The sequence below is a fragment of the Streptomyces sp. NPDC021020 genome (assembly GCF_044333285.1).
Lineage (GTDB): Bacteria > Actinomycetota > Actinomycetes > Streptomycetales > Streptomycetaceae > Actinacidiphila.
Map to the genome: position 1 here is coordinate 228,501 of NZ_JBIRQQ010000001.1, position 23,308 is coordinate 251,808.

Here is a 23,308-nt window from a genome sequence, read left to right on the forward strand (position 1 = left end):
CCGTCGCCCGTCGCCCGTCGCCCGTCGCCCGTCGCCCGTCGCCCGTCGCCCGTCGCCCGTCGCCCGTCGCCCGTCGCCCGTCGCCCGTCGCCCGTCGCCCGTCGCGCCAATGTTCTCGATTCTAGTGGCCGCGGGGGCGTCCGCGCTGGCGTTTCCGCAGATCAGAGGCGGCTTGGTGGGCGGCACGGAGGACATGGCCCGATCGTAACGCGGTGGGCCGCCCCGACCGCCGCGACCTGCGGCGAAGCCGCCCGCGGGCCGCGCGCCTGCGCGACAATGGCCCCGTGGGCGAGTGGGGGACGGCACTGATCGCCGCGGGTTCCGCGGTCGCGGGCAGCATCGTCACGGGCTGGTACGCCCGGATCGCCGGGGGTGAGCAGGCGCGGGCGGCGCGGCACGCCGGGGACCGGCAGGCGGACGCGACGCTGGAGGCCGTCCGGCTCACCCTGCGCGAGCAGGCGGCCGAGCGGGCCCTCGACGTGCGGCGCCAGGCCTACGTCCGGCTCCTCGACGCCGCGGGCTCCGCGTCCGCGGAGGAGCGCGGCGGCGGCGCCGCTGCCCCCGGCTCCCGGGCGGAGCTCCAGCAGGCCCTGGCAGCCGTCGAGTTGGAGGGCCCGGCCGACGTCAGCGCTGCCGCGGCGGCCCTCGCGGAGGCCCTGCGCCGCCGCAAGCCGCCCGCGGAGGTGGAAGCGGCCCGGCAGTCCTTCCTGGCGGCGGCCCGCGCCGCCCTGCGGCCGTAGGGGTAGCGACCCCGGCGCGCCGGGCGCCCTGTGCAGGTCAAGTCCGCGCCGGGCAATCGCGCGTAGCGCCCCCCGGCCCTTCGGCGCTCCCGGCCCCCCGGAAACGCAGGGCGCGAGCCCGGCACCGGACCCGCACCCGCCCCGCGTGCTCGCGCCCCGCGCGCTCACGCCCCCGCGCGGCCCTTGCGCAGCAGCGCGGTCGCCGCGGCCGCGCCCACCAGGCCGATGGCCGCCGCGGTCGCGATGCCCGCCCGGTAGCCGTGGATCAGCCCTTCCGTGCCCGGACCGGTCGCGGCCGCGGCGACGGTGGCCAGGACGGCGGTGCCGAGGCCCGAACCGATCTGCTGCGCCGTGATGTTGACCGCCCCGGCGACCCCGTGGCGGGCGGGCTCGACGCCGGTCAGCGCGGCGGACATCATCGCGGTGTACGCGAGGGTCTGGCCGAAGGACATGACGACCAGGCCCGGCAGCAGCACGGTGAAGTAGCCCGTGCCCGCGCCGATGAGGGTCCACGCGGCGAGCCCCGCGGCCATGACCGCGAAGCCCGCGGCGAGCGTGCGGCGCTGCCCGAAGCGGCTGACGGCGGCGGCCGCGACCGGCGTGCTCGTGGCGACGGTCAGCCCCATCGGCGCGACGGCGAGCCCGCTCAGCAGCGGGCTGTAGCCCCGCACTCCCTGGAGGTACAGCGGTGCGAAGAAGAGCAGGCCGACCATGGTGGTGTAGAAGACGACGCCGGAGACGGTCGCCGCCCGTACGGTACGCAGCCGCAACAGCCCCAGCGGCAGCAGCGGTTCGGCCGCGAGCCGTTCGCGTACGACGAAGGCGGCGAGCAGCGCGGCCGCGGCGGCGACCGGCCCGAGCACCGACAGGCCGCCGAACGGGGCGTGTTCGGCCTGGCTCACCCCGTAGACCAGCGCCATGAGCCCGGCGGTGATGAGCGCGGCGCCCGGCAGGTCGAGGCTGCCCGGGGTACGGGCGCTGTCGCGCGGCAGCACCTTCGCGCCGACCAGGCCCACCGACGAGGCGACCGCGAGCAGCGCGAGGAAGGGCGTGCGCCACCCGGCCGCGGAGGTCAGGACGCCGCCGACGACCAGGGCCCCCGCGAAGCTGGAGGCGCTGATCGCGACGAACACCCCCATGGCGCGGGCCCGTTCGCGGGTGTCGGTGAAGATCGCGGCGACGAGCGCGAGCGCGGGCGGCCCGCTCAGCGCCGCCCCGACGCCCTGCATCGCCCGGCCCGCGACGAGCACGCCCCCGGCGGGTGCGAAGGCGGCGACGGCCGCGCCCGCCGCGTAGACGGCGACGCCGCCGAGCAGCATCCGGCGGCGGCCGAGCACATCGGCGGCGCGTCCGCCGAAGAGCAGGAATCCGGCGAAGGCGAGCGCGTAGGCGGTCATGACCCACGGCAGCAGCGCGGGGCCCATGTGCAGCGACCGGTCGAGGTCGGGCAGCGCGGTGTTGGCGATGGCGAACCCGGCGGAGTCGAGGGCGTTGACGGCGGAGACGACCGCGAGGGCCACCCACCGCGCGCGTCCGGCGCGCGGCGCGCCCGTATCCTCCTCCCGCCGCCGGGCGTACGTGCGGGGCGTGCGGGCGGCCGGGTCGGGGGCGGTGCGGGCAGGTGCGGCGGCGGGGCGCCGCGGGGTGCTTCCGGGCAGGGCGAGGCCGAGAGGCATGGGGGTTCCTTAGGGGAGGAGAGGGCCCCCGGAGGGGCGGAGGAGCCGCGCGGCCCCTCGTCGGAAAGCCTCGCCCCGGCACCCGGCGGGCGTCCAAGACCGGCCGCTCATCGCCCCATAGACCGCGTCTATCGGCACACGTAGAGTGGCTTTTCATGGAGCTGCGGGAGCTGCGCTACTTCGTCGCCGTCGCGGACGAGCGGCACATGGGCCGGGCCGCGCGGAAGCTCTTCATCAGCCAGCCGTCCCTCAGCCACACCGTCCGCCGCCTCGAACACGAGCTGGGCGTCGAGCTGTTCACCCGCCACCCGCAGGGCATGGAGCCCACCGCCGCCGGGCTCGCGCTGCTGGAGCACGCCCGCCGGGTGCTGCGCGCCGCGGAGGTCTTCGGCGAGGTCGCCCGCGCGTACGCGACCGGCGACGCGGGTCGGCTGCGGCTCGGCTTCGAGGCCAGCGGCGCCGGGATCCTCGGCCCCCGGATCCGTGCCCGCTTCGCGGCGCTGCGCCCCGGCGCCGACCTGGAGCTCAAGCGCTACAACTGGGGCGGCGAGGTGCCCGCCCTGCGCGCGGGCGAGGTGGACGTCGCGTACGTGTGGCTGCCGGCCGACCTGACGGGCCTGGCCCGGTTGCGGCTCGCCGAGGAGGGCCGGGTCATCGCGCTGCCCGCCGGCCACCCGCTCGCCGGGCAGGCCGCGTTGACGCTCGCCGAGATCCGCGATGTCCCGCTCGCCTGGACGCGCGCGGCACCGCGCAACTGGGTGCGGTGGTGGGCGGTCGACCCGCGGCCGGACGGCAGCACGGTCCGCTGGGGCGCGGAGAACCGCAACGCGGAGGAGATGTTGGAGAACGTCGCCGCGGGCCAGGGCGCCTCGATCGCCCCGGCCTCGATGGCCGCCTTCTACGCCCGCCCGGACATCGTGTGGGTGCCGCTGACCGACACCGAGCCGCTGCGCATCGAACTCGCGTGGGATCCGTCGACCGCGGGCCCGCTCGTCACCGCCTTCGTCGGCGCGGCACGCGACGTGCTGGGCCGGCCGAACTGAACAGCCCTACCCCGTAGCGGGGTTCAGCATCCGTCGTGCTCCGGCGCGAAGGTCATCTTGGCGCCGCTGCCGAGGTGCTGGGCGTCGAGGTAGACGCTCTGCTTGACGCGGTACCAGACGTCGTCGCGCGAGGACGTGCCGCCGACGTCGTCCAGCCGGACGCACCACTCCTCCGCGCGGTCGACGTGCCGGTAGGTCTCCGTGCCGTGCTGCACGCTGGAGCACACGCTCGTGTCCTCGGTCGTGTACCAGGTGCGCTTGCTGCTGCCGCGGCCCGACGTGTGCTTCACCCGCTTGGTGCTCGGGTGGCAACTGCGCTCCATGTGCGGGCGGTTGCGCAGGCTCGTCGACTCCGCGACGTGCCGGGTGGTGTCGAGCTTTCCCGACACCTTGCGCGGCCCGTCGCAGGCCGCGAGCCCCGCCGCGACGGCGAGGACCGCCACCGCGAGCGCGGCCCGGCGTATGTGGTGCTGCATGTCTCCCCCTCGTCCCCGTCCCCAACGGGTGGTGAATTCCCGTGAATTATCGCGGAGGGCGGCCGCACCGCCTCGCACGGGTGTACGTGCGGGCACGGGTGGTGCACGGGCCCGGAGCCGGTCGGGCTCCGGGCCCGTGACGACCGCCGGTCCGCGGGGGTCAGCGGACGGGCGGGGGTCTCAACGGCCGCTCAGAGACGGGGTGTCGGGGGTCATCCGGCCGGCTGCCGCCCGGGGACGTTGACGCAGCAGCCGTTCTTGCCCTCGGTGTCCTCGCTGAACGCGACGTCAACCGGCGGGGCTTCGGCCTGGAATTCGCGCGCCGCGTTCTGCCCGAGCACGCCGACGTCGAGCGTGCACGCCTCCAGCAGGGTGACGTCCTTCACCCCGACCTGGCGGCAGATCGTGAGGGCCTTGTCGTGCAGCTCCTGCGGGAGTTGCTTCTCCCAGAAGGGCGCCGTCGGGTCGGCCGCCTGTGTCTTGTCGCCGCAGACCGCGACCAGGGACTGCCCGTCGGGCACCCGCCAGCTGTCCCCGTAGACGTTGTAGAGCGTCTTGAAGTCCAGCGGGATGGGCAGCACCGCGCCCGTGCTCGTCCGCAACTTGTCGTTCGTGCCCGGGGCGTTGGCCAGCAGGCCGACGACGGGCTGCGGGTACGAGCCGAGGCCGACGTGGACGTCCACGTAACCGGGGTTGATCGTCGCCGCCATCGAGTCGCCCTGCGGATCGGTCACGACGTACTGGTTGCCGGCGCGTACGATCCGGTCGCCGGAGGGCAGGGTGACCGAGGCCCCGTCGGCGAGGGAGGCGCCGGAACCGTTCACGACCAGGCCCTTGGCCGCGCACACCGCGACCGTGTCCGCGCCCATCTGCGTCGCGACACCGCTGTTGACGGACGCGCCGGGCCAGCCGAGCGGGGCGCCGGAGACCTGGTTGTTCTGCACGGTCATCGACGAGGCGCGGGCGAGCGTGAAGGTGCCCTCGGCCTGGAAGTCGTAGTACGTCCCGCCGAAGGTCTCCAGATGCGTGTCGCCCGTGCCCTGCGCCGAGGCGCACGAGGGCGGCGAGACCGTGAGGTTGCTCTGGTTGCTGCGCAGCGAGGGCGAGGAGCCGATCCCGTAGGCGGGTGTGCCGACGAGGTTGAGGTTGTTGGTCTCGCCGGTGTAGCCGGTCATCAGGCAACTGGGCGCGTTCGTCGTGCCGTTGTGGGTGACCGTCTGCACGGTGAGCGAGGAGCCGGCGTTGAAGTTCGCCGACGAGCCGCCGCCGTTGCCGCCCACCATGAACTCCACCGCGTTCCAGCCCGCCGACAGGCTGAGCATGCTGTCGGCCGTCGACGCGCTCATGCTGCCGGCGCCGGTGTCCATGACCACGGTGTCCAGCGCGCTCGTGACGTTGCCGGACAGCTTCAGGCTGCCGAGGTTGGTGATCGGCTGCGAAGGCACCGTGACCGCCGAGCCGTTGGTGTAGCAGTGGACGGAGTACGTCCACCAGCCGGCCGGGCAGGTGGCGGCGTAGTTCAGGATCCAGAACTGGATGAAGGCCGAACCCGACCCGGCGCCGGGGTTGGCGAAGATGAACTGCTCCCAGCCCTGGCATCCCGGGTGCCCGGCGCACACCGGGCTGGTGAAGGGCGCGCTGTTGAGCTGCAGCGAGTACGCGTTGGCGACACCGCCGCTGCTCTCGCTCGTCACGCCGCTCACGGTCGGGAAGGAGCCGGTCGCCCCGGTGAGCAGGCCGGTCACCCCGGCGGAGAAGTCGATGCCGTTGCCGACGGTGTACGGCGTACCGCTCGCGCCCCCGGCGCCCGCGGGCACGTTCGCGGCGGCGGGCAGGTGCGGCCCGGCGTTCCCCGCGGCCGGCACGTTCGGGACGTACGGCTTCGGCGGCGCCGTCGTGCAGCCGGTGCTGTGCCACGACAGCGCCGGGTAGTCCGCGGTGTAGCAGCCCTTGGACGGCGTCGTGAGCTGCGTCATCGCGCTGTGCCACTGCTGCGCGGTCAGCGGCCCGGGGGACGCGGAGCCCGCGGCCGTACCGGACGGGATGAGGAACACCGCGACGAGTGTGGCGATCGCGGTGCCGACGGCCCCGGCGATCCGCCGGAGCCGTCTGTGCGCGGGTTGCGCGGGTTGCGCGGGTAAGGAAGAAGATCTCTCGCCCGCGGGTCTGGCAAATGTCATGCTCATGCCTCACCTTCCTGCAGGGTGGTCCCCGCATTTCGGCGCATCGTAAGCACTTGCCCATGGGTCGTCGATGTCATAAACAGGGCATTCTCGGGGGTGAATGTCTGAAATCTGGCCACACGCCGGACCCACACGAACAGTTCACAACTCGGTCGGACGTCCGGAAACCCGGTGGCCAGGGCTCGTGGCCCGCCAGTAGTCTCACCGAGCACATCGGCGTGTAGCTCAGTCAGTGGAGCACCGGGCTCTTCACCCGGAGGGCGCGGGGGCGGAACCCGCCATGCCGGCTATGGACAACGACTCCGGCCGCGACGACGGCCACAACGCCTCCACCCCCGGCCGGGAAGCCGCCGAGGTCCACCGCGGCTATCCACTTGGCCAGTTGGCCGCGGCCTTCACCACGGCGGCGACCCATCACGACCCGCGGGTACGGGCCCGCGCCGCAGACCGTGCGGCCCGCTGGCGGAAGGTCCTGACCGGCATGGCCGACGGCACGATCACCGTCGGATCGCGCACCCCGGTCGCCGGCCTGCCCGCCTGGGTCACCCCGGAGGTCGTCCGCGGCGGCTTCGCCACCGGCACCCCGGCCGCGGGCGGGCCGCTGCGTCCGCACGAAGTCCTCGCCGCACAGGGCGCGGGTCTGCCGGCCGACCGCCGGGCCCTGTTCGCGTACGCCCTGACCACCGCGGGCCAGGCCGAGTTGACGGACCTGCTGGCGTCGGGCGCGTACAGCGTCGACCTGCCCGAGGAAGCGGCCCTGCTGACCGTGACCTGGCTCGCCGACCACGGGGAGACCGCGACCGCGCTGGAACTCCTCGACGAGCTGGAGCCGTTCGCCGACCGCCTGCGATTCCTGCCGCGCCGGCTACCCGCTCCGCCCTCGGGGGCGGACAGCGGCGTCGTGTTCCGCTGGACGGTCGGAGAAGTGCGCGAGCGCCTGCGGGAACGGCGCCCGCACGCCGGTGTCGAGGCCATGAACGAGGCGCTGTCCGTCTGGAACCCCTTCGCCGACGAACTGCTCGACCACTGGCTGAAGACCGTACGTGACGGCAGCATCCTGGCCTCGCCCCCCGCGCCGGAGTGGCGGGAGCAGGCCGCCGCCCTGCTGGAGCGCTACCGCGCGCTCGCCGCCGAGCACACCCTGTGCGGCAAGCACCGCCGTCCGAAGGAGAACGCGTTCGTCCTGCGGACCGCGCTGGAGGACCTGGTCCGCGGACGGGACCTGGACGCGCGGCGCCGCGGAAAGGTGCAGCACGCCGTCGACTCGATGGTGCGCCGCCGCGGCGCGCCCGGCACCCCCGGGCACAGCGCGCTGCGCGCCCGCCAGGCCGCGGACGCCGCCCGTCCGACCCTCCACGCCATGGCCCAGCTTGTCGCCGGGCGCCTCGCGGACCTGCCCGCGGACACCGGCACACCGCAGGCCCGCGCCTTCACGGCCCCGGTCACCCCCGCCGAGCACGAGAGCACGGGCCTGCCCGTCAGCGCCGACGTGCCCGAGCCGATCGCCCGCCTGGTACGCCGGGCGCTGGCCGCCGACGTGCCCACCCTCATCGGCGCCGGTGTCGTGCCGTCCGCCGAAGTGCTGGCCTCCCTCGTACCCCAGCTCGTCGCGACCGCGACCGCCGCCTCCTACCCCGACCCCCGGCTGCGCCGGCTGACGGCCGCCGCGTACGGGGCGTTCCGCAACCGGCGCTCGCTGCTCCTGGTCGACCTCCAGCACCAGGTCCGCTTCGAGGAGCTGCCGTGGGTCCGTGCCGTCGCACCGCACCGGCAGACCACCGACCCGGTACGCGCCACGGCACGACGCACCCTGGCCGACCTCGGCGAGCTGGCACTGCAGGGCTGGCCCGGCACCGTCCTGCCCAACCCGCTGGTGAGCGAGTTCGCCACGCTCACCCGTACCGCGGGGTTCACGCTGCCGTGGACCGAGGAGCTGGCCGCCGACATCTTCATGGGCACCTTCACGCCCAAGTTCGCCGACGCCGCGCGGGCCGCGGCCGAACTCCTCGACGGCACCCTGTACGCGGCCTACTACGGCATCGACTGCGCGGCCGTCGCCGGCATCGGCCAGGAGGCCGGCGACGGCAAGGGGCGCCGCGGTGCCTCGCGGTTCGCCGGGCTCTGCCGCGAGCGGGCCGGCCTGGCGGGGACGACCTGGCTGTCGGTCGCCCAGGGGGGCGCGGTGATCGAGCAGGCGCAGATCCTCACCACGCACAACCTCGCCCTGCTCGCCGGCCCGGTCGGCGTGACCCCGCCGTCCGGCTGGGCGGCGCTTGCCCGCGGGGCGTTCGCCACCACCTGCCGCCTGGCCGCGCGGATCCACGGCAACCCGCGGCCGCTGACGACCATCAAGGACATGGCCTACGCCTGGCGCCAGACCCTCTTCCACCTGTCGATGGCCACCGCTGCCGAGCGCGACGCGGCCCTGGAGCAGTTCGAGGAGGACGTGGCGCGCTACCCCGACCATGCCCGCGGGCGCCTCGCGCCGGTTCTGGCGGGGGTGCGACTCGTACGCGAGGGCGGCGGCTTCGGCGACGGCGACGGTGACGCCGGCGCACGCCGACTGGTCGGCTGGACGCCCGCCGGCCGCCACTGGCTCCAGGGGTAGGGGGTGGCCCCGGGCGCGCGCCGAGGGCGGCGGTCAGGCGGCGGTCGGAATGCCCAACTCGGCGAGCAGGGCGCGTACGCGCTGTTCGACGGCCTCGCGGATCGGCCGTACGGCCTCGACGCCCCGCCCCGCCGGATCGTCGAGCTGCCAGTCCACGTACCGCTTGCCGGGGAAGACGGGGCAGGCGTCGCCGCAGCCCATGGTGATCACGACGTCCGAGGACCGGACCGCCTCCGTGGTCAGGACCTTCGGTGCCTGGGCGGAGATGTCGATACCGACCTCCTTCATCGCTTCCGCGACGGCCGGGTTGACGGAGTCGGCGGGCGCGGAGCCCGCCGAGCGGACCTCGACACGGTCGCCCGCGAGGCGGGAGAGGAACGCGGCGGCCATCTGGGAGCGCCCGGCGTTGTGGACGCAGACGAACAGCACCGACGGGCGGGTGGCGGGAGCGGTCATGGCGGGTGTCTTCCTCGGGGGCGCGGTCGGGAGAGTGCGGTCAGGAGGCGGCGGACTCGGTTTCGGCGGGCGGGACTTCGGCCGTACGGGGCGGCGCTTCGGCCGTATGGGGCGGGGTCGCGGCGGTGTGCGGACCGTGGACCGCGGTGACGACGGCGAGGCCGAGCGCGGCACCGAGCAGCTGCGCGGCGACGAACGGGGCGACGGAGGCGGGTGCGATCCCGGCGAAGGTGTCGGTGAAGGCCCGGCCGACGGTCACCGCCGGGTTCGCGAACGAGGTGGAGGAGGTGAACCAGTACGCGGCCCCGATGTAGGAGGCCACGGCGACCGGCGCCGCCGAGGCGCGGCCGACCCGGCCCAGACCGAGGACCAGCAGGACGAGCCCCGCCGTGGCGACGACCTCGCCGAGCAGCAGGTGGCCGGCGGACCGGTCGTGGCCGGACAGCCCCACCAGCGGCTCGGCGAACATCGCGTCGGCCAGCACCGCACCGCCGATCGCGCCCGCGACCTGGGCGGACACGTACGCCACGACGTCCCGCCCGGTGAGGCCGCCCGGGGCGCGACGCCCGGTGAACCAGGCGGCCAGGGTCACGGCGGGGTTGAAGTGCGCCCCGGAGACCGGCCCGAGCAGGGCGATCAGTACGCCCAGGCCGAAGACGGTGGCCAGGGAGTTGGCGAGCAGCTGGACCCCGGCGTCCCGCGACAGCTCGGCGGCCTGGATCCCGGAGCCGACCACCACCGCCACCAGCAGCCCGGTCCCGACCGCCTCGGCGGCGGCCCGGCGGCCGAGCGGCACGTTCACGCCGTGGCCGCGGCGGGCCGCGCGGTGGCCAGGAACGCGGCGAGCCCGTCCAGGACGCCGGGCAGCGCCCAGTAGTACACCCACGTCCCGCGGCGCTCGCAGTCGACGAGCCCGGCCTGCCGCAGCAGCTTGAGGTGGTGCGAGATCGTCGGCTGGGACAGGTCGAAGGCAGGGGTCAGCTCGCACACGCAGATCTCGCCGCGCTGCCCGTCCTCCCCCCGCTCCCCGCTTGAGGCGATCATCGACATCAGCCGCAGCCGTACGGGGTCGCCCAGCGCCTTGAAGACCTTCGCCAGGTCGGCCGCCCGGTCCTCGTCCAGCGGTACGGCGGACAGCCCCGGGCAGCAGGCGGCCTCCTGGCCGACCACCGCACGCTCTTGTTTCGACATACCTCTATGTTGACGTTCTTCGATCCACGGCGCAAGGTTGGATCGAAGAACGTCAATGCAAGCCATGTCCGTCGTCCAGGGAGAAGCCATGAGCGAGCAGTCCACCGACCTGCGCGAAACCGTCCGCCGGCGGTACGCCGCGGCCGCCGTCAAGGTCACCGGCGGCGGCACCGCCTGCTGCGGATCCGATCCGGTCGAGGCCGGAGTCGGGGTCGGGGTCGGGGTCGACGCGAACTTCGGCTCCGCCCTCTACGCCGCCGACGAACGCGAGGCCCTGCCCGCCGAGGCCGTCGCCGCGTCCCTCGGCTGCGGCAACCCCACCGCCGTCGCCGCACTCCGCGAGGGCGAGCGCGTCCTGGACCTCGGCTCCGGCGGCGGCATCGACGTCCTGCTCTCCGCCCGCCGCGTCGGCCCCACCGGCAAGGCGTACGGGCTGGACATGACCGAGGAGATGCTCGCCCTGGCGCTGGCCAACGCGGCGAAGGCCGGCGCGGCCAACGTCGAATTCCTCAAGGGCACCATCGAGGCCGTCCCGCTGCCCGCGGACACGATCGACGTCGTCATCTCCAACTGCGTGATCAACCTGTCCACGGACAAGCCCGCCGTCTTCGCCGAGACCTTCCGCGTCCTCAGGCCCGGAGGCCGGATCGGCGTCTCCGACGTCGTCGCCGACGACACGCTCACCCCCGCCGAGCGCGCCGAGCGCGGTGACCACGCCGGCTGCATCGCCGGTGCGCTCTCCTTCGCCGAATACCGCGCCGGACTCGAAGCCGCCGGCTTCACGGACGTCGAGATCGCCCCCACCCACCCGGTCGCCGACGGCATGCAGTCCGCGATCATCCGCGCCACGAAGCCCGTGCCGGGCGCTTGACGCGTCAGCCGCCCAGCAGCCTGCAAACCGGGGCGGTCACGCGTCCGACGAGTGGTGTATGACTCCGTCCTCGTCGAGACGGGGGTGGATCTGCTCGGGCGGGTGCAGGCTGGTGTCGGAGGGGCGTGGTCCCTCGGGGCCGTCGGTGCCCCAGCGCACCAGCCGGCGCATCCGGCAGATCCGCCGGGCCGTGCCGTTGACCTCGACCTCGTTGGCGTTCTCGGTCCGGAGCAGGTCGGCTGCGCGGACGAACTCGGCGAGCCGGTCGGCTGCGGGGTCGGTGCCCGCGGCGACGAGGGTACGGGCGTCGGTCTCGCGGTCGGCGTCGAAGTCGATGAGGCCCTTCTGCCGGGGCTCGAACCACGTCAGCCCGAATTCCAGGGACTGCCGGGCGCCGTGGGCGGTGGTGTGCAGGGAGCCGTCGATGGTCCACCGGTCGCCGCGCCCCTTGAGGACGCGGTACGTGGTCGGCAGCAGCAGCACCTCGGGGTAGTCCGCCACGGCCCGCGCGGACTCGCGCAGCACGTCCTGCGGATACCGGTCGCCGCTGTAGGCGAGGGAGCGCATCGCGAACCGCTCCGCGGCCTGCGTGGGCGTGACCGGTTCCGCGGGGTCCAGGACCAGCCCCTCGTCGACCTCCGGATCCTTGGACGACCTGCTCCAGTCGGGGACGGCGGGCTCGGGGTCGGTCGGACGGGGCGTCTCGATCCCGTCCGGGCCGGCCCCGGCGTACTCCTCGGCCCGCACCACCCGGTACCGCCGGCCCAACGCCGTCAACTCGTCGATGCGCTCGGTCTCCAGCCGTGCGACCGCCGCCAGCAGGCCGCGCCGCTCGTCCCGATCCTGCGTGTCGTCCCTCGCCCGGAACCACAGCAGCGAATTCAGGCTGTCCCGGGCGTCCTGCGGGGTGGCCGACGTGACCGGCGTGACGAGCCGCCACCGCGCGGGTACGTCGGCGTCCTGGACCGCCACCCCGAACAGCGGCCCCCGCACCATCAGGGACTGCGCCTGCCGGGCCGCGTCGATCGCGTCGGCCTCCACAACCTCTTCCACCGGACCGTGCGGATACCGCACCACGACCGGCCACACCCCGTCCGGTGCTCCATCGCCGTCAGCCATACCCTCATCCTGCCGACTCCGACCCGCCGCAGGGGGCGTTTTCCGCACAGACCACCTGATCGCGTCCGCGGGACCCACCGCGAGAGGGTGCCCCCAACGCCTCCTGGAGCACGATGGCCCCCTGAGCATCCTGATTCGGTAACGGCGTGCCCACTGGGGGGACATGTCCCTACTCTGGGCGATCTGCCGGGCAAGGGGACCCGGTCACGATCCAGGGGAAAACGCATGCACTACACCCGCACCACCGCTGCCGCGCTGGCCGTCTGCGGCGCCGCCGCCCTCGCGCTGACCACCGCGCCCGCGCAGGCCGCGACCGGCTCCGTCCACCTGTACAAGATCTACTACAACAGCCCCGGCACGGACACCCGTTCGGCTTCGAGCCTGAACGCCGAATACGTGCAGATAAAGAACACCACGACCAAGAGCGTGTCGCTCAGGGGCTGGAGCGTCACCGACGCCTCCGCCCACAAGTACACCTTCGCCGCCTTCACCCTCGGCGCCGGCAAGACCGTGACGATACACACGGGCAAGGGCACCAACACCGCGGCCAACCGCTACTGGGGCAGCGGCAATTACATATGGAACAACGACAAGGACACCGCCACCTTCAAGAACTCCGCGGGAGCGAAGGCCGGCGCCTGCTCCTACAACAGCACGAAGGCGAGCTACAAGATGTGCTGACCCGCTGGGCCCGCCGGGTCCCGCCTGCCCGATGCCGGGCATCAGCCCGAAGACGCCGGCCCGGCCGGGCGAACGGGAGGCCCCGCCTGCCGCGAACGGCGGCGGTCGGAGCGGGCGCGCGGCGCCGGGCACCCGGCAAGATCCGAAAAGCGGCCGCGCGCCTCAGCCGACCCGGTCGAGGACGGACGCCAGCGCGGCGCGCAGCTGCTCGTCCTCGCGGATCACCGCGTGGTCGGCCCCGGAGACGACCATGCGGCGGTCCCCGGCGACGAGCGCGGCCAGCCGGTCGTGCTGCTCCCGCGTCAGGGCGGCGGCGCCGAGCGCCCGGAGGGCATCGCACGCACCCTTGAGGTCGGCTCCGGTCTCCGTCGAGAGCAGCGCCGCCTCGGCGAGCCGGGTGCGGTCGAGGCCCGCCGGGTCGGCGACGGCGAGCAGCCCGAGGACGGCCGAGGGCGCTTGCGCCGGGTCGTCGAGGAGAGCGTGGAGCCGGGCGGTCAGCGGGCGTCCGGCGGGGCCGAGTACGGCGACCTGGCGGGCGGCGCGGGCGGCCGTCCGGTGGAACCACTGCCGGCCCGCGCTTCTGTCGAGCACCGAGGCCAGCACCGGTACGACCTCGGCCGCCTCACCGGCGGTCCGCCACAAGGCGAGCGCCAGGGCGAGGTCGGCGTCCACCTCCGGAACGGTGTCGCGGTCGACGGTCCGGCCGAGCGCTGTCCGCAGGGCCGGGGCGAGATGGGCGGCCGCCGGGCCGAGACCGGCCAGGGCGCGGGCGCCTTCGGCGGCGCCGCGCGCACCGGTGGCGAGCGCCGCCTCGGCAGCGGCGAGCAGGGGCCCGGTCTCGCCGGTCAGCTCGTACAGCGCCTGCGCCACGAACAGTTTCCGGGCGCAGGCCCGCAGGGCGGTGGCGGCCTGCTCGCGCTGCTCCGACCCGATGCCGGCGGCGACAGCGGTGATCGCGGTGGCGGCGTAGTGGAACCGGGGCAGGACGGCGCACAGTTCGGGCAGCGCCTCGACGGCCCGGGGGCCCCACTGCCGCAGCAAGTGGACCAGCATGGCGGTGTCGTTGTGGTCCTCGGTCGTCGAACAGCCGCAGCCCTCGCACCCGTCGGGACACTCCAGCACCTTGGCGGCAAGGCGAGCACGGACCGCGGCGAGCAGCTCCGGGTCGAACGGGAAGGGTGCGTCGGCCGGGGCGTGGGACCCGGCGGCGCACTGCACGGCGCGCGGGCGCCGGCCGAGGGCCTGGGCCAGCAGCGGGGCGGCGGCCTGCGGCGCCACCAGGACGAGCGCGGCGAGGGCCTGGTCGGCTGCCTTGTCGTCCGGCTGCGCGGCGAGTTCGACGAGGACGGGAGCGGCCGCGGCGGCAAGCGGGCCGATTTTGCCCAGGAGTTGGGCGGCTGCCCATTCGGCGGCGAGCGGGGCGATCGCGGGTATCAGCCGCCGCGGGGCGCTGCGGGACAGGGCGCAGGCGCGGTCTGCCGCCCACAGCGCCTCGGCCCGCACCTCGGGGCGCTCGTCACGCAGCGCGGCGTCGAGCAGCGCGAGTGCGCTCTCGCGGTCGGCGTCGGCGCCCCGCCCGAGCAGGATCCCGACGATGGCGCGCAGCGGTTCCCGGCGCTCGTCCGCGTACCCGGACCTGGCCGTCTCGCGGGCGGGCAACAGGCCCAGGACGGCGTCGCGATGGGCGGCGAGCCACGGCTCCCCGGCCTCCAACGCGGCGAACACCGCGGCCCGGCGCACCGGCGCGGGCGTGTCCGGCCCGAGCAGGGCGCGTGCCTCGGCGACGGCGCCCCCGCGATTCAACCGGCCGTACGCAGAAAGGAGTTCGGCCCGGACGGCGGGCTCGGTCTCAGCGGCCAGCCGTGCGCGGACGGCGGGCAGGCCGGTGGCGGCGTCCCGGGTGTGCCCGACCGCCCAGCCGGCCGCCTGCCGGACGGCAGGGTCCCCGTCGGACAGCAGCGCTACGAGCAGCGGCAGTTGGGCGGCCACGGCGGCCCGCACGGTGCCCGGCTCGACACCGTACTCGTCCTCGCTCTCGGCGAGGCAGCCGAGCAGCCGGAGCGCGTCGACGGTCTGTCGGCCGGAGGCAGCGATTCGGGCGAGATACGGGGCGGCGTCGGCACTGGCCGCGTACACGGTGCCCTGGTGCACGATCGAGCCGTACAGCTCGTCCAGCGCCTCCTCGGCGCCCCCGCCCCCCTCGGCGAAGGTACGCAACAACTCCGGCAGGTCCCCGGCGGGCCCGTAGGCGTGGTCGACAGCGGACCAGGGATGGGCGTCGAGCCCGGCGAGGACGGCGGAGAGCTCCATGCCCACGATCTTCGCAGGCACCTCCGACATCCCCTCGGACCAGCCGCCACAGGAAGCCTCGGGCCGTCCGCGGCGGCGGCGCCGACGCTCGAAGAGTCCGCCTGCCGGTCCACCGCGACCGCAACGGTCACGCTGCCCGGATCGCTGATGGCAGAGGTCGAAGAAGCGGCACGAGGACTTGCCGAGGCCCTGCCTCGGAAGCGGGACGCGGACCTCGGGGACGCTGAGATGCTGGTGGTGCCCCCAACGGGATTCCGCCAGCCACGGCGCGGGGGCCGAAGAGCGCGCTGACGCTGTCGGCGACGGTCGAGGTGCCGCGCCGGCGTCGGGGCGGCTCGTGGTGAGCGCGTCCGACCTCTGGCTACCGCCGGGCGCGCCGGAGGGGACCGAGATACCGGCCCCTGGGCGCGCGAGCGAGAGCGCGGCCCGGTCCTCGGGCGTTCCCGAGCCTCCCGGGAGGAGTGTGCCGCGAGAGTCCCGCCCCGTCCGCACACCCCGGCCGAGACGCGGCGAGAGCGCGGAAGAGGCGATGTGCTCCTACTTCCAGCGGGAGCACGCGAAGGGCCGGACCCCGAGTGGCGCCGAGCTCGACCGCGCGATCGGCACCAACGACTACGGCCGCGCGGTCCTGGCCCAGTGGCGCCGCACCGGCCGCCTTCCCTCCCGGGACAGCGCGGTCGAAGGGTGACCACTGGTCCCAGCAGACACCCGCCTGTCCCGCCGGGACACCTCTGGCTTTGTTCACGAGTTCGGAAGTCACCAGCGAGGCTCAGCGTTCGGTTCCCGGGGGAGGCGGGTGGCCGGAGGCAGGAGCCGGCGGGGTGCGCACTCGGGCGTCGGTGCCGGTGGCTGTACGGCTTCAGCTGTTTCCGGGGGCTGGAGTCTCGTTGGGGGCGTTCCAGCTGGCGAGGAGGTTGAGGGCTTCGGCGTCGCGGCTGCCGGGGGCGACGCCGCAGATGATGAGGTACAGGCCCTCGTCGGCGGTGAGCTGCATGGTCTCGTAGCTGAAGGTCATGTCGCCGACCAGGGGGTGGGTGACGCGTTTGGCGCCGGCGCGGTGGCGGCGGACTTCGTGGCGGGCCCAGCGGCGGTCGAAGGTGTCGCCGCGGGTGGACAGTTCGCCGATGAGGTCGGAGAGGGCCTTGTCGTGGGGGTTGCGGCCGACTTCGGCGCGCAGGGTGGCGACGTTCTGGTCGGCGACGGCGTCCCAGTCGGGGTAGAACTCGGGTGCTGCCGGGTCCAGGAAGGTGAAGCGGGCGGAGTTGGCCGGGCGGGCGGGGCTGTCGAAGACGGGGGCGAACAGGGCGCGGGCGAGGGCGTTGCCGGCGAGCAGGTCCAGGCGGCCGTTGCGGATGTAGGCGGGGACGCCGCCCATGGCCTCCAGCATGTTCCACAGTTCCGGGCGCAGGGTGCGCCGGGCCGGATGGCGGGGGGCGCGGGCCTGGGCGGTGGTGGCGTTGGCGGCGCGGACCAGGTCGAAGAGGTGGGCGCGCTCGGCGTCGTCCAGCCGCAGTGCGCCGGCGATGGCGTCCAGGACGGCGTCGGTGGCGCCGCGGGCGTCGCCGCGCTCCAGCCGGGTGTAGTAGGGCACGCTGACTCCGGCGAGCTGGGCGACTTCCTCCCGGCGCAGGCCCGGGACACGGCGGGCCCCCGCGAGCGGGGAGGGCGTGAGACCGGCCTGCTCAGGGGTGATCCGGGCGCGGCGGGTGGTGAGGAAGTCGCGGATCTCGCTGCGTCGGTCCATGCTCCGACACTATGTCCGGGCACGCCGTGGGATCCGGCCGTGGGGGACCTTGCCAGGGTCCCCTTGGCGGCCCCGATCGGGCGGTGTGCGGTGTTCGCTGGATGGCAGGCAGCCCGAACGCGGATGCCTCCCGGCCAGGGTGCCGGGTCCGGCCCCGTCAGGGAGAGTGGAATCCATGCGTGCAACCCTGCTCCACCAGGCCGGTGACGTCCGGGTCGAGGACGTGGCGGACCCGAAGGTCCAGCAGCCCACCGACGCGGTGGTGCGGATCGTGCTCGGGTGCATCTGCGGGAGCGACCTGTGGCCGTACAAGTCGCAGCCCCTCACCGAGCACCCGCGGCAGATGGGCCACGAGTTCCTCGGTGTCGTCGAGGAGACCGGCCCGCAGGTCACCACCGTCAAAGCAGGAGACCTGGTGGTGGCCCCGTTCACCTACAGTGACGGCACGTGCGAGTACTGCCGTGCCGGACTGCACACCTCCTGCGAGCACGGCGGACCGTGGGGCGTGAACGGCGTCGACGGCGGCCAGGGCCAGGCCGCCCGCGTCCCGTACGCGGACGGCACGCTGGTCAAGCTGCCCGTGGGCGAGGATTCCGGGCTGCTGCCGGACCTGCTCACCCTTTCGGACGTCCTGTGCACCGGCTACCACGCCGCCCGCACCGCCGGCGTCCGGCCGGGCGAGAGCGTGACGGTGGTCGGCGACGGCGCGGTGGGCCTGTCCGCGGTCATCGCCGCCGGGCTGCTGGGCGCGGAGCGGATCATCCTCATGGGCCGCCACACCGCCCGCACCGACCTGGGCCGCGCGTTCGGCGCCACCGACGTGGTCGCCGCGCGCGGCGAGGAGGGCGTGGCCGCGGTGCGCGAGCTGACCGGCGGGCGCGGTACGCCGCGGGTGCTGGAGTGCGTGGGCCTCAAGGACGCCCTCGTGCAGGCCGCGGGGGTGGTACGCGACGGCGGCACCATCAGCCGCGTCGGCGCCCCGCAGTATCCGGAGGTGCCGCTCGGCTTCCCCGAGTTCCTGCGCAACATCACCCTGACCGGCGGCGTCGCGCCCGCCCGCGCGTACATCGACGAGCTCATGCCGCACATCCTGGACGGCAGCATCCGCCCCGGCCGCGTGTTCGACCGCACCGTGGCCCTGGAGGACGTCGCCGAGGGCTACCGCCTGATGAACGACCGCGAAGCCCTCAAGGTCGTCGTCCGCCCCTGACCGGACCAAGCCGGTCCGCCACGACCACCACCACCTCACCGAACGAACGACGGGAATCCTCGTGAAGCACATCCGCCTGCGTGACCTGGACGTCTCCCGCATCGGCCTGGGGGCCATGGGCATGTCCCACGGCTACACCGGTGCCGGCAGCGACGACGAGCAGTCCGTGCGCACCGTCCACCGCGCCCTGGAGCTGGGCGTCACCTTCATCGACACCGCCGAGGTCTACGGCCCGTACACCAACGAGGAACTCGTCGGCCGCGCGCTCAAAGGCCACCGCGACGAGGTCGTGCTGGCCACGAAATTCGGCCTGATCTCCCACTCCGGCCGCGAGAGCGGGCCGGACAGCACCCCCGTGAGCGTGCGTACCGCCGTCGAGGGCTCCCTCAAGCGCCTGGGCACCGACTACATCGACCTGTACTACCAGCACCGCGTGGACCCCGGCACGCCGATCGAGGAGACCGTCGGGACCCTGGCCGAGCTGGTCGCCGAGGGCAAGATCCGGCACATCGGCCTGTCGGAGGCCGGCCCCGACACCATCCGCCGCGCCCACGCCGTGCACCCGGTCACCGCGGTGCAGTCCGAATACTCGCTGTTCACCCGCGACCCCGAGGCCCGGGTCCTGCCGGTGCTGCGCGAGCTGAACATCGGCTTCGTGCCGTTCTCCCCGCTCGGCCGCGGCTTCCTGACCGGCACGATCCGCTCCCGCTCGGATTTCGACGCCACCGACTTCCGCGCCGACAACCCCCGCTTCACCGGAGAGAACTTCCAGCACAACCTGGACCTGGCCGACCAGGTCGCCGCCGTCGCCGCCGAGATCGGCGCCACCCCCGGACAGGTCGCCCTCGCGTGGCTGCTGGCCCAGGGCGACGACATCGCCCCCATCCCCGGCACCCGCCGCGTCGCCCGCGTCGAGGAGAACACCGCCGCCGACGCCCTCCGGCTCACCGACGAGCACCTCGCACGGCTCAGCGCCCTTCCCCCGGCCGCCGGCGACACCCACAACCCGGCGCAGATGAAGATGATGGAGCGCGGATGACCGGCACCAACCCCCGCGTCGCGCCCGACCTCGTGCGCAGCCACGCCCCCAAGCCGGCCGACCTCACCGACGACGTGCTGTTCGCCGACGTGTGGCAGCGCCCGGACCTCTACGCTGTGGCCTGCGGCCACCATCTCATCGTCAGTCCGTACAGCTCACGATGATCAACGGTGGCCCCACTCGTCCACCCACCGGACCCGGCAGCGCCGTCACGCACTACGAGCGTCGGGTGAGCAACTCCGCCAGTCGGTCGGCGAATTCAGTGAGCCAGTCCAGCCGTGGTCCGCTGCGGGCGATATGGAAACTGTGGCGGCGGCCCCAGAACGCAGCCTGGACAGCATGGAACTGGGCCCATCGCTGGACGCGTTCACGGTCGAGTTCCGCGGCCTCGGCGAAGACGTCCACGACGCGGTGGACAGCCTTGCGCAGGTCATCCGCTTCGAGGAGCGTCAGCGCGCGGGACTTCAGCAGTGTGCCGCCGTCGTAGGCGGGATCTCCTACGTACCCCTTGGGGTCGACAGCCAGCCACGGCTCTCGGTCGGCACGCAGGATGTTCCGGGCATGGAGGTCGCCATGGAGGAGGGTGTCCGGCTGGGCTCGCCCCAGGTCCCGAACGGTCGCCACAGCGGCATCCAGCACCTGCCGCGGCAATGCGTGCGACAGTTCCTCGGCGTCCTTGCGCAGCTGCTCCTCCCAGGTCTCGGCTTGCTCACGCAGCCGGGGCAGGCCGGGTGGTGCGGGGACGGCCAGGCGGCGATTGAGCCGGCCGGCGACCGTCACCACCTCATCGCCGTCCTCGACCTCCGCCAGGGTCGACGGCCGAACCCGCTCCAGCAGCATCGCGAACCGCTCGTCGTCGCGCTCATGCAGCCGGACGGCGCCGCACCCACCCCACGCAACGAACGCATCCGGCTCATGAACGTTACCGGGATGCGGAAACGACACCTTCAGCACGGCGCGCTCTTCAGCCCGCTGCCGTACCGGAACGATGACGCCGACGCCCCCATGCATGACCTCGCCGTCCGGGACGCACCCCCAGCGCCCCAGCAACTCCTCCACGATCCCGGGCAGCGCGGCGAGCCACGCCGCTCCGGCCTCTCCCTCGCGGTCGAAGGTGCTCTGTGCGAACTCCTGTGGTATCGAGATCATCCCGGCACCCTACGCGTCAGCCCGCCGCAGCCAACCGGGCCCAAGCCGGCTACTGCCGCTGCCCGGCAGACCGTGCACACTGAGGTTTTCTCAGCGGTGATCGTTCGTCTGGGGTGATCTGGTCCCCCGCGCAGGCTCAACTGAGGTTGTCGGTGGGTTCCCGGACCATGCGCACGTTCGGCAGTCTGCCTTGCCAGAGCTCTCGCTCGCCTGTGGCCTTGAACCCGTGGCGTTGGTAGAAGCGGATCGCGCGCTCGTTGTAGTCGGTGACCCACAGGCGCACAGGTGTGCCCCTTGCCCAGGTGAAGAACTCGCCCATCAGTCGGCCTCCGATCCCCCGGCCCTGGACTTCCTCCAGCAGGTACATCGGCCCGAGGGTGACCACCTCGTCCCGGCGACCGCAAAGGAAGCCGACGATCTCCCTCTCGGAGCGGACGACACGGCAGAACAGCAGATCCGGCTGCTGCCTCGCCGCCTCGATGAACTCCCGCCACCGGGAGATTCCCTCCTCCGAGGCAGAAGAGCCGCGGTGTTCATGGATCCAGTTCTCATCGATCCCCGCGTCCTCGCAGGGATACGTCTGCAGCCAGACCCTCAACTGCAGCGGGCCCAGGAAGCCGGCGTCGTCGGCATCAGGAGCTTCGATCACGTGGGTCATGGGGACCATCCTCGACGAAGCTCCCCGAGCGGCTCGCGCGCTTTCTCGATCCCGCCGCCGCGGGTCACAGTCCTGACTCGGAGCGGGTGTCGACGTGAAGTGCCTGTTCGGACTTGCCCTTTGGGCGGCGGACGGGGGTTCAGGATGCCGATGCCCGCGCCGATGTAGCCCTTGTCCGCCAGGATCGGCAGGCCGTCGGCGGCCGCCCTGTAGAGGGCGGGGAGTGCACGGATGCGGGCTGCGGTGCTGTCGGGGACGCTGCCGGGCTCGACATCGGAGCCCCACAGCGAGGTGCCGTCCGGCGCGGACAGGAACTGGATGTTGCCGCCGAATGCCTTGTGCTTCTGGCTGAGCCACAGATCGTTGCCGTTCTCGCGGATGCCCGTGAGGCGGTCCGATTCGATCAGGGTGCCGTCGAGGATCACCTGGAGTCTCTCCACAATCCGCCCGCCCCGCGAATACCGTCCGGGCCGCCGGCATCCCCGCTTTCCGATCTGGCCGTATCGCCGTTCGGTATGCCCACCGCCTTGCTGCACGGCGAAGTACGGGTGGCGTGGCTGGGGCGGACCTCTACCGAGGTCCAGCAGGATCCGCGGCAGTCGCTGATGCGGCAGTTGCGCAACAGCAAGGGTGCGTTGCCCGAGGCGTGGGCGATCGTCTGCCACTTCTACGACGTCGAGTCGGGGCGGATGGAGCTGGAGGCCCGTGGACGGAGGGGCGGGCTACGAGCGGTTCGACATCCCCCATTGCCCGCGACGGCGATATCGCCGACCTGATGGCCGAGGCGGGGCGGCCCAATCGTCGTTTTGACGTCGTCATTTGTGAGGAGGTGGCGCGGACGGTACGCGGTCCGGCCGGCGTTCGGCCTGGGCATCGCGGTGTCGCTGGCGGCGAACGTGGCGGCGGCGCCGCGCCTGGCGTGGCAGCCGGTCCTGGTGGCGGGGTGGCCCCCGGTGGCGCTGCTGCTCGCGGTGGAGCTGCTGGCGACGGGCGCGGGGACGCCGGGCGCGCCGGAGGGGCCCGAGACACCGGCGTCTGGGCGCGAGAGCGAGAGCGCAGCTCGGGTATCGGAAGTTCCCGAGCCTCCCGAGGGAAGCGTGCCGCGAGAGTCCCGCCCCGTCCGCACACCCCGGCCGGGAAACGGCGAGAGCGCGGAAGACGCGATGTGGTCCTACTTCCAGCAGGAGCACGCGAAGGGCCGGACCCCGAGTGGCGCCGAGCTCGACCGTGCGATCGGCACCAACAACTACGGCCGCGCGGTCCTGGCCCAGTGGCGCCGCACCGGCCGCCTTCCCGCCCGTACCGGCGGGGCTGAGGGGTGATTGCTCGTCCTGGCGGCCCCACACGCGCACGCGCCGGTACGTCGTGATGACGTACCGTCCGAACGGGTCGTGCCAGTTCGGTCGCACTGCGGTCGCGGCACCTCCGGGCTCGCGCGGAGAGGTTCATCGCATCGTTCACGTCCACCGGTGCCTTCACCTCGCACACCTGGGTCCGCCGCTGCTGCCCGGGGCAGAGCACGACGGGGACACGCCCCAGGCGTGGGCGGCCGTCCGGTGAGCCGCCCATCCCGCCAGGCCCCGGAGGGGGGAGCTCCTGCCCGTGGCGCCTCGCCCGGCGATTTACGACGCGCCGCCCGATGGCGGTGCAGACCTCGCGGCGGCGCCTCCACCCGGAGCGCGGGGCGGGCGGCGGCGCCGTTTCAGCAGGCCGCGGAGTCCCAGGTGGGTGGCGGACGCGGCGAAGAGGGCAGCGCTGATCAGCAGCCAGTGCGGGAGGAAGACGTCTTCGCTCAGTGCGGTGTCTCCTCGGTAGGGCTGGGAGCGGCGGAGGATGAGGGGGTACCAGACGAGCAGCAGCAGGCCGGAGAGGTACACCGGTACGCGCAGGTGGTTGAGGTAGGGCGTCGCGCCGGTGCGACCGCGGTCCAGTGTCCGTCGGGCGGCGACGTCGGCCGTGGAGTACAGGGGGACCAATACCAGGTCGTGTACGAGGGCGGCGCCCACGAACCACGCGGTGACGGCAATGGGGCGGCGGGCCAGCAGCTGGAGGGCTGCGTAGGCCGCGAGCGCGAAGCAGCCCGCCATCGCGAGCAGGTGGACGGGGCGGGCTCCGTACCAGCGGAGCAGACGGCGGCGCGGTCGGTTCATCGGC

24 protein-coding genes and 1 tRNA gene are annotated in these 23,308 nt (G+C 73.8%); 12 read left to right on the forward strand and 13 right to left on the reverse strand.

Annotation, left to right across the window (positions count from 1 at the left end; genetic code table 11):
* Positions 1-284: 284 nt before the first annotated feature.
* A complete protein-coding gene (locus ACH4SL_RS01000; protein ID WP_398441161.1) occupies positions 285-740 on the forward strand; it encodes a hypothetical protein in 456 nt (151 codons plus the stop codon).
* Between the two features lie 164 nt (positions 741-904).
* Here ACH4SL_RS01000 and ACH4SL_RS01005 read toward each other — a convergent pair whose 3' ends face one another.
* Positions 905-2,416 carry an MFS transporter gene (locus ACH4SL_RS01005; protein WP_398441162.1) on the reverse strand — a complete coding sequence of 504 codons (1,512 nt, stop codon included), beginning with the start codon at positions 2,414-2,416 and terminating at the stop codon, positions 905-907.
* Positions 2,417-2,571: 155 nt separating this feature from the next.
* Between ACH4SL_RS01005 and ACH4SL_RS01010 the strand changes: the two genes are divergently transcribed.
* A complete protein-coding gene (locus ACH4SL_RS01010) occupies positions 2,572-3,459 on the forward strand; it encodes a LysR family transcriptional regulator (protein ID WP_398441163.1) in 888 nt (295 codons plus the stop codon).
* Between the two features lie 23 nt (positions 3,460-3,482).
* Here the strand turns inward: ACH4SL_RS01010 and ACH4SL_RS01015 are convergent, their stop codons facing one another.
* Both ACH4SL_RS01015 and ACH4SL_RS01020 read right to left on the reverse strand, forming a co-directional pair.
* Positions 3,483-3,935 carry a hypothetical protein gene (locus ACH4SL_RS01015; protein WP_398441164.1) on the reverse strand — a complete coding sequence of 151 codons (453 nt, stop codon included), beginning with the start codon at positions 3,933-3,935 and terminating at the stop codon, positions 3,483-3,485.
* A 212-nt stretch (positions 3,936-4,147) separates the two neighbouring features.
* Complete coding sequence (locus ACH4SL_RS01020; RefSeq protein ID WP_398441165.1) at positions 4,148-6,115, reverse strand: hypothetical protein; 1,968 nt, start codon at positions 6,113-6,115, stop codon at positions 4,148-4,150.
* A gap of 217 nt (positions 6,116-6,332) precedes the next feature.
* Here ACH4SL_RS01020 and ACH4SL_RS01025 point away from each other — a divergent pair.
* Together ACH4SL_RS01025 and ACH4SL_RS01030 are read left to right on the forward strand one after the other, a co-directional pair.
* Positions 6,333-6,405: transfer RNA gene (locus ACH4SL_RS01025), tRNA-Lys, on the forward strand.
* Positions 6,399-8,726, forward strand: coding sequence for a hypothetical protein (locus tag ACH4SL_RS01030; protein ID WP_398441166.1), 2,328 nt, complete (start codon positions 6,399-6,401; stop codon positions 8,724-8,726). Before ACH4SL_RS01025 ends, ACH4SL_RS01030 begins: the two co-directional genes overlap by 7 nt.
* Before the next feature lie 33 nt (positions 8,727-8,759).
* On the opposite strand, the gene ACH4SL_RS01035 is transcribed toward ACH4SL_RS01030, so the two are convergent.
* Genes ACH4SL_RS01035 through ACH4SL_RS01045 form a run of 3 tightly spaced genes read right to left on the reverse strand, consistent with a single transcriptional unit; the run spans position 8,760 to position 10,373 of the window.
* Complete coding sequence (locus ACH4SL_RS01035) at positions 8,760-9,182, reverse strand: arsenate reductase ArsC (RefSeq protein WP_398441167.1); 423 nt, start codon at positions 9,180-9,182, stop codon at positions 8,760-8,762.
* Positions 9,183-9,222: 40 nt separating this feature from the next.
* The gene (locus ACH4SL_RS01040; protein WP_398441168.1) at positions 9,223-9,984 is read right to left on the reverse strand and encodes an aquaporin; all 762 of its coding nucleotides are present in this window, start codon (positions 9,982-9,984) and stop codon (positions 9,223-9,225) included.
* Positions 9,981-10,373, reverse strand: coding sequence for an ArsR/SmtB family transcription factor (locus ACH4SL_RS01045; RefSeq protein WP_398441169.1), 393 nt, complete (start codon positions 10,371-10,373; stop codon positions 9,981-9,983). The genes ACH4SL_RS01040 and ACH4SL_RS01045 overlap by 4 nt, the downstream gene beginning before the upstream one ends.
* An 88-nt stretch (positions 10,374-10,461) precedes the next feature.
* Here ACH4SL_RS01045 and arsM point away from each other — a divergent pair, with 88 nt between their 5' ends.
* Positions 10,462-11,244, forward strand: a complete 783-nt coding sequence (gene arsM / locus ACH4SL_RS01050; RefSeq protein WP_398441170.1) for an arsenite methyltransferase — start codon at positions 10,462-10,464, stop codon at positions 11,242-11,244.
* 36 nt (positions 11,245-11,280) lie between these two features.
* Here the strand turns inward: arsM and ACH4SL_RS01055 are convergent, their stop codons facing one another.
* Complete coding sequence (locus tag ACH4SL_RS01055; protein ID WP_398441171.1) at positions 11,281-12,363, reverse strand: DUF5954 family protein; 1,083 nt, start codon at positions 12,361-12,363, stop codon at positions 11,281-11,283.
* Between the two features lie 225 nt (positions 12,364-12,588).
* Between ACH4SL_RS01055 and ACH4SL_RS01060 the strand changes: the two genes are divergently transcribed.
* Positions 12,589-13,044 carry a lamin tail domain-containing protein gene (locus ACH4SL_RS01060; RefSeq protein WP_398441172.1) on the forward strand — a complete coding sequence of 152 codons (456 nt, stop codon included), beginning with the start codon at positions 12,589-12,591 and terminating at the stop codon, positions 13,042-13,044.
* 162 nt (positions 13,045-13,206) lie between these two features.
* Here the strand turns inward: ACH4SL_RS01060 and ACH4SL_RS01065 are convergent, their stop codons facing one another.
* Positions 13,207-15,354, reverse strand: a complete 2,148-nt coding sequence (locus ACH4SL_RS01065) for a HEAT repeat domain-containing protein (RefSeq protein ID WP_398441173.1) — start codon at positions 15,352-15,354, stop codon at positions 13,207-13,209.
* Between the two features lie 529 nt (positions 15,355-15,883).
* Here ACH4SL_RS01065 and ACH4SL_RS01070 point away from each other — a divergent pair.
* Positions 15,884-16,042 (forward strand): hypothetical protein, encoded by a 159-nt coding sequence (locus ACH4SL_RS01070; RefSeq protein ID WP_398441175.1) that lies wholly within the window; start codon positions 15,884-15,886, stop codon positions 16,040-16,042.
* Between the two features lie 171 nt (positions 16,043-16,213).
* On the opposite strand, the gene ACH4SL_RS01075 is transcribed toward ACH4SL_RS01070, so the two are convergent.
* Positions 16,214-17,098, reverse strand: coding sequence for a helix-turn-helix domain-containing protein (locus ACH4SL_RS01075; protein WP_398441176.1), 885 nt, complete (start codon positions 17,096-17,098; stop codon positions 16,214-16,216).
* A gap of 175 nt (positions 17,099-17,273) precedes the next feature.
* On the opposite strand from ACH4SL_RS01075, the gene ACH4SL_RS01080 reads away from it, so the two are divergent.
* The 3 genes from ACH4SL_RS01080 to ACH4SL_RS01090 all read left to right on the forward strand — a co-directional run bounded on the left by ACH4SL_RS01080 (position 17,274) and on the right by ACH4SL_RS01090 (position 19,511).
* A complete protein-coding gene (locus ACH4SL_RS01080) occupies positions 17,274-18,308 on the forward strand; it encodes an alcohol dehydrogenase catalytic domain-containing protein (RefSeq protein ID WP_398441177.1) in 1,035 nt (344 codons plus the stop codon).
* A gap of 61 nt (positions 18,309-18,369) precedes the next feature.
* Positions 18,370-19,347 carry an aldo/keto reductase gene (locus tag ACH4SL_RS01085; protein ID WP_398441178.1) on the forward strand — a complete coding sequence of 326 codons (978 nt, stop codon included), beginning with the start codon at positions 18,370-18,372 and terminating at the stop codon, positions 19,345-19,347.
* The gene (locus tag ACH4SL_RS01090; protein ID WP_398441179.1) at positions 19,344-19,511 is read left to right on the forward strand and encodes a hypothetical protein; all 168 of its coding nucleotides are present in this window, start codon (positions 19,344-19,346) and stop codon (positions 19,509-19,511) included. The genes ACH4SL_RS01085 and ACH4SL_RS01090 overlap by 4 nt, the downstream gene beginning before the upstream one ends.
* 52 nt (positions 19,512-19,563) lie before the next feature.
* Here the strand turns inward: ACH4SL_RS01090 and ACH4SL_RS01095 are convergent, their stop codons facing one another.
* The 3 genes from ACH4SL_RS01095 to ACH4SL_RS01105 all read right to left on the reverse strand — a co-directional run bounded on the left by ACH4SL_RS01095 (position 19,564) and on the right by ACH4SL_RS01105 (position 21,579).
* Positions 19,564-20,496 carry an aminoglycoside phosphotransferase family protein gene (locus ACH4SL_RS01095; RefSeq protein WP_398441180.1) on the reverse strand — a complete coding sequence of 311 codons (933 nt, stop codon included), beginning with the start codon at positions 20,494-20,496 and terminating at the stop codon, positions 19,564-19,566.
* Positions 20,497-20,632: 136 nt separating this feature from the next.
* Positions 20,633-21,154: a GNAT family N-acetyltransferase gene (locus ACH4SL_RS01100; protein ID WP_398441181.1), complete on the reverse strand. Its 522-nt coding sequence runs from the start codon at positions 21,152-21,154 to the stop codon at positions 20,633-20,635.
* Entirely contained in the window at positions 21,151-21,579 is a 429-nt protein-coding gene (locus ACH4SL_RS01105) for a transposase family protein (protein ID WP_398441182.1), read from the reverse strand. Before ACH4SL_RS01105 ends, ACH4SL_RS01100 begins: the two co-directional genes overlap by 4 nt.
* Before the next feature lie 90 nt (positions 21,580-21,669).
* On the opposite strand from ACH4SL_RS01105, the gene ACH4SL_RS01110 reads away from it, so the two are divergent.
* Entirely contained in the window at positions 21,670-21,930 is a 261-nt protein-coding gene (locus tag ACH4SL_RS01110; protein WP_398441184.1) for a hypothetical protein, read from the forward strand.
* 45 nt (positions 21,931-21,975) lie between these two features.
* Complete coding sequence (locus tag ACH4SL_RS01115) at positions 21,976-22,476, forward strand: hypothetical protein (protein WP_398441186.1); 501 nt, start codon at positions 21,976-21,978, stop codon at positions 22,474-22,476.
* A 300-nt stretch (positions 22,477-22,776) separates the two neighbouring features.
* Here the strand turns inward: ACH4SL_RS01115 and ACH4SL_RS01120 are convergent, their stop codons facing one another.
* The gene (locus ACH4SL_RS01120; RefSeq protein WP_398441187.1) at positions 22,777-23,304 is read right to left on the reverse strand and encodes a hypothetical protein; all 528 of its coding nucleotides are present in this window, start codon (positions 23,302-23,304) and stop codon (positions 22,777-22,779) included.
* Between the last annotated feature and the right edge of the window lie 4 nt (positions 23,305-23,308).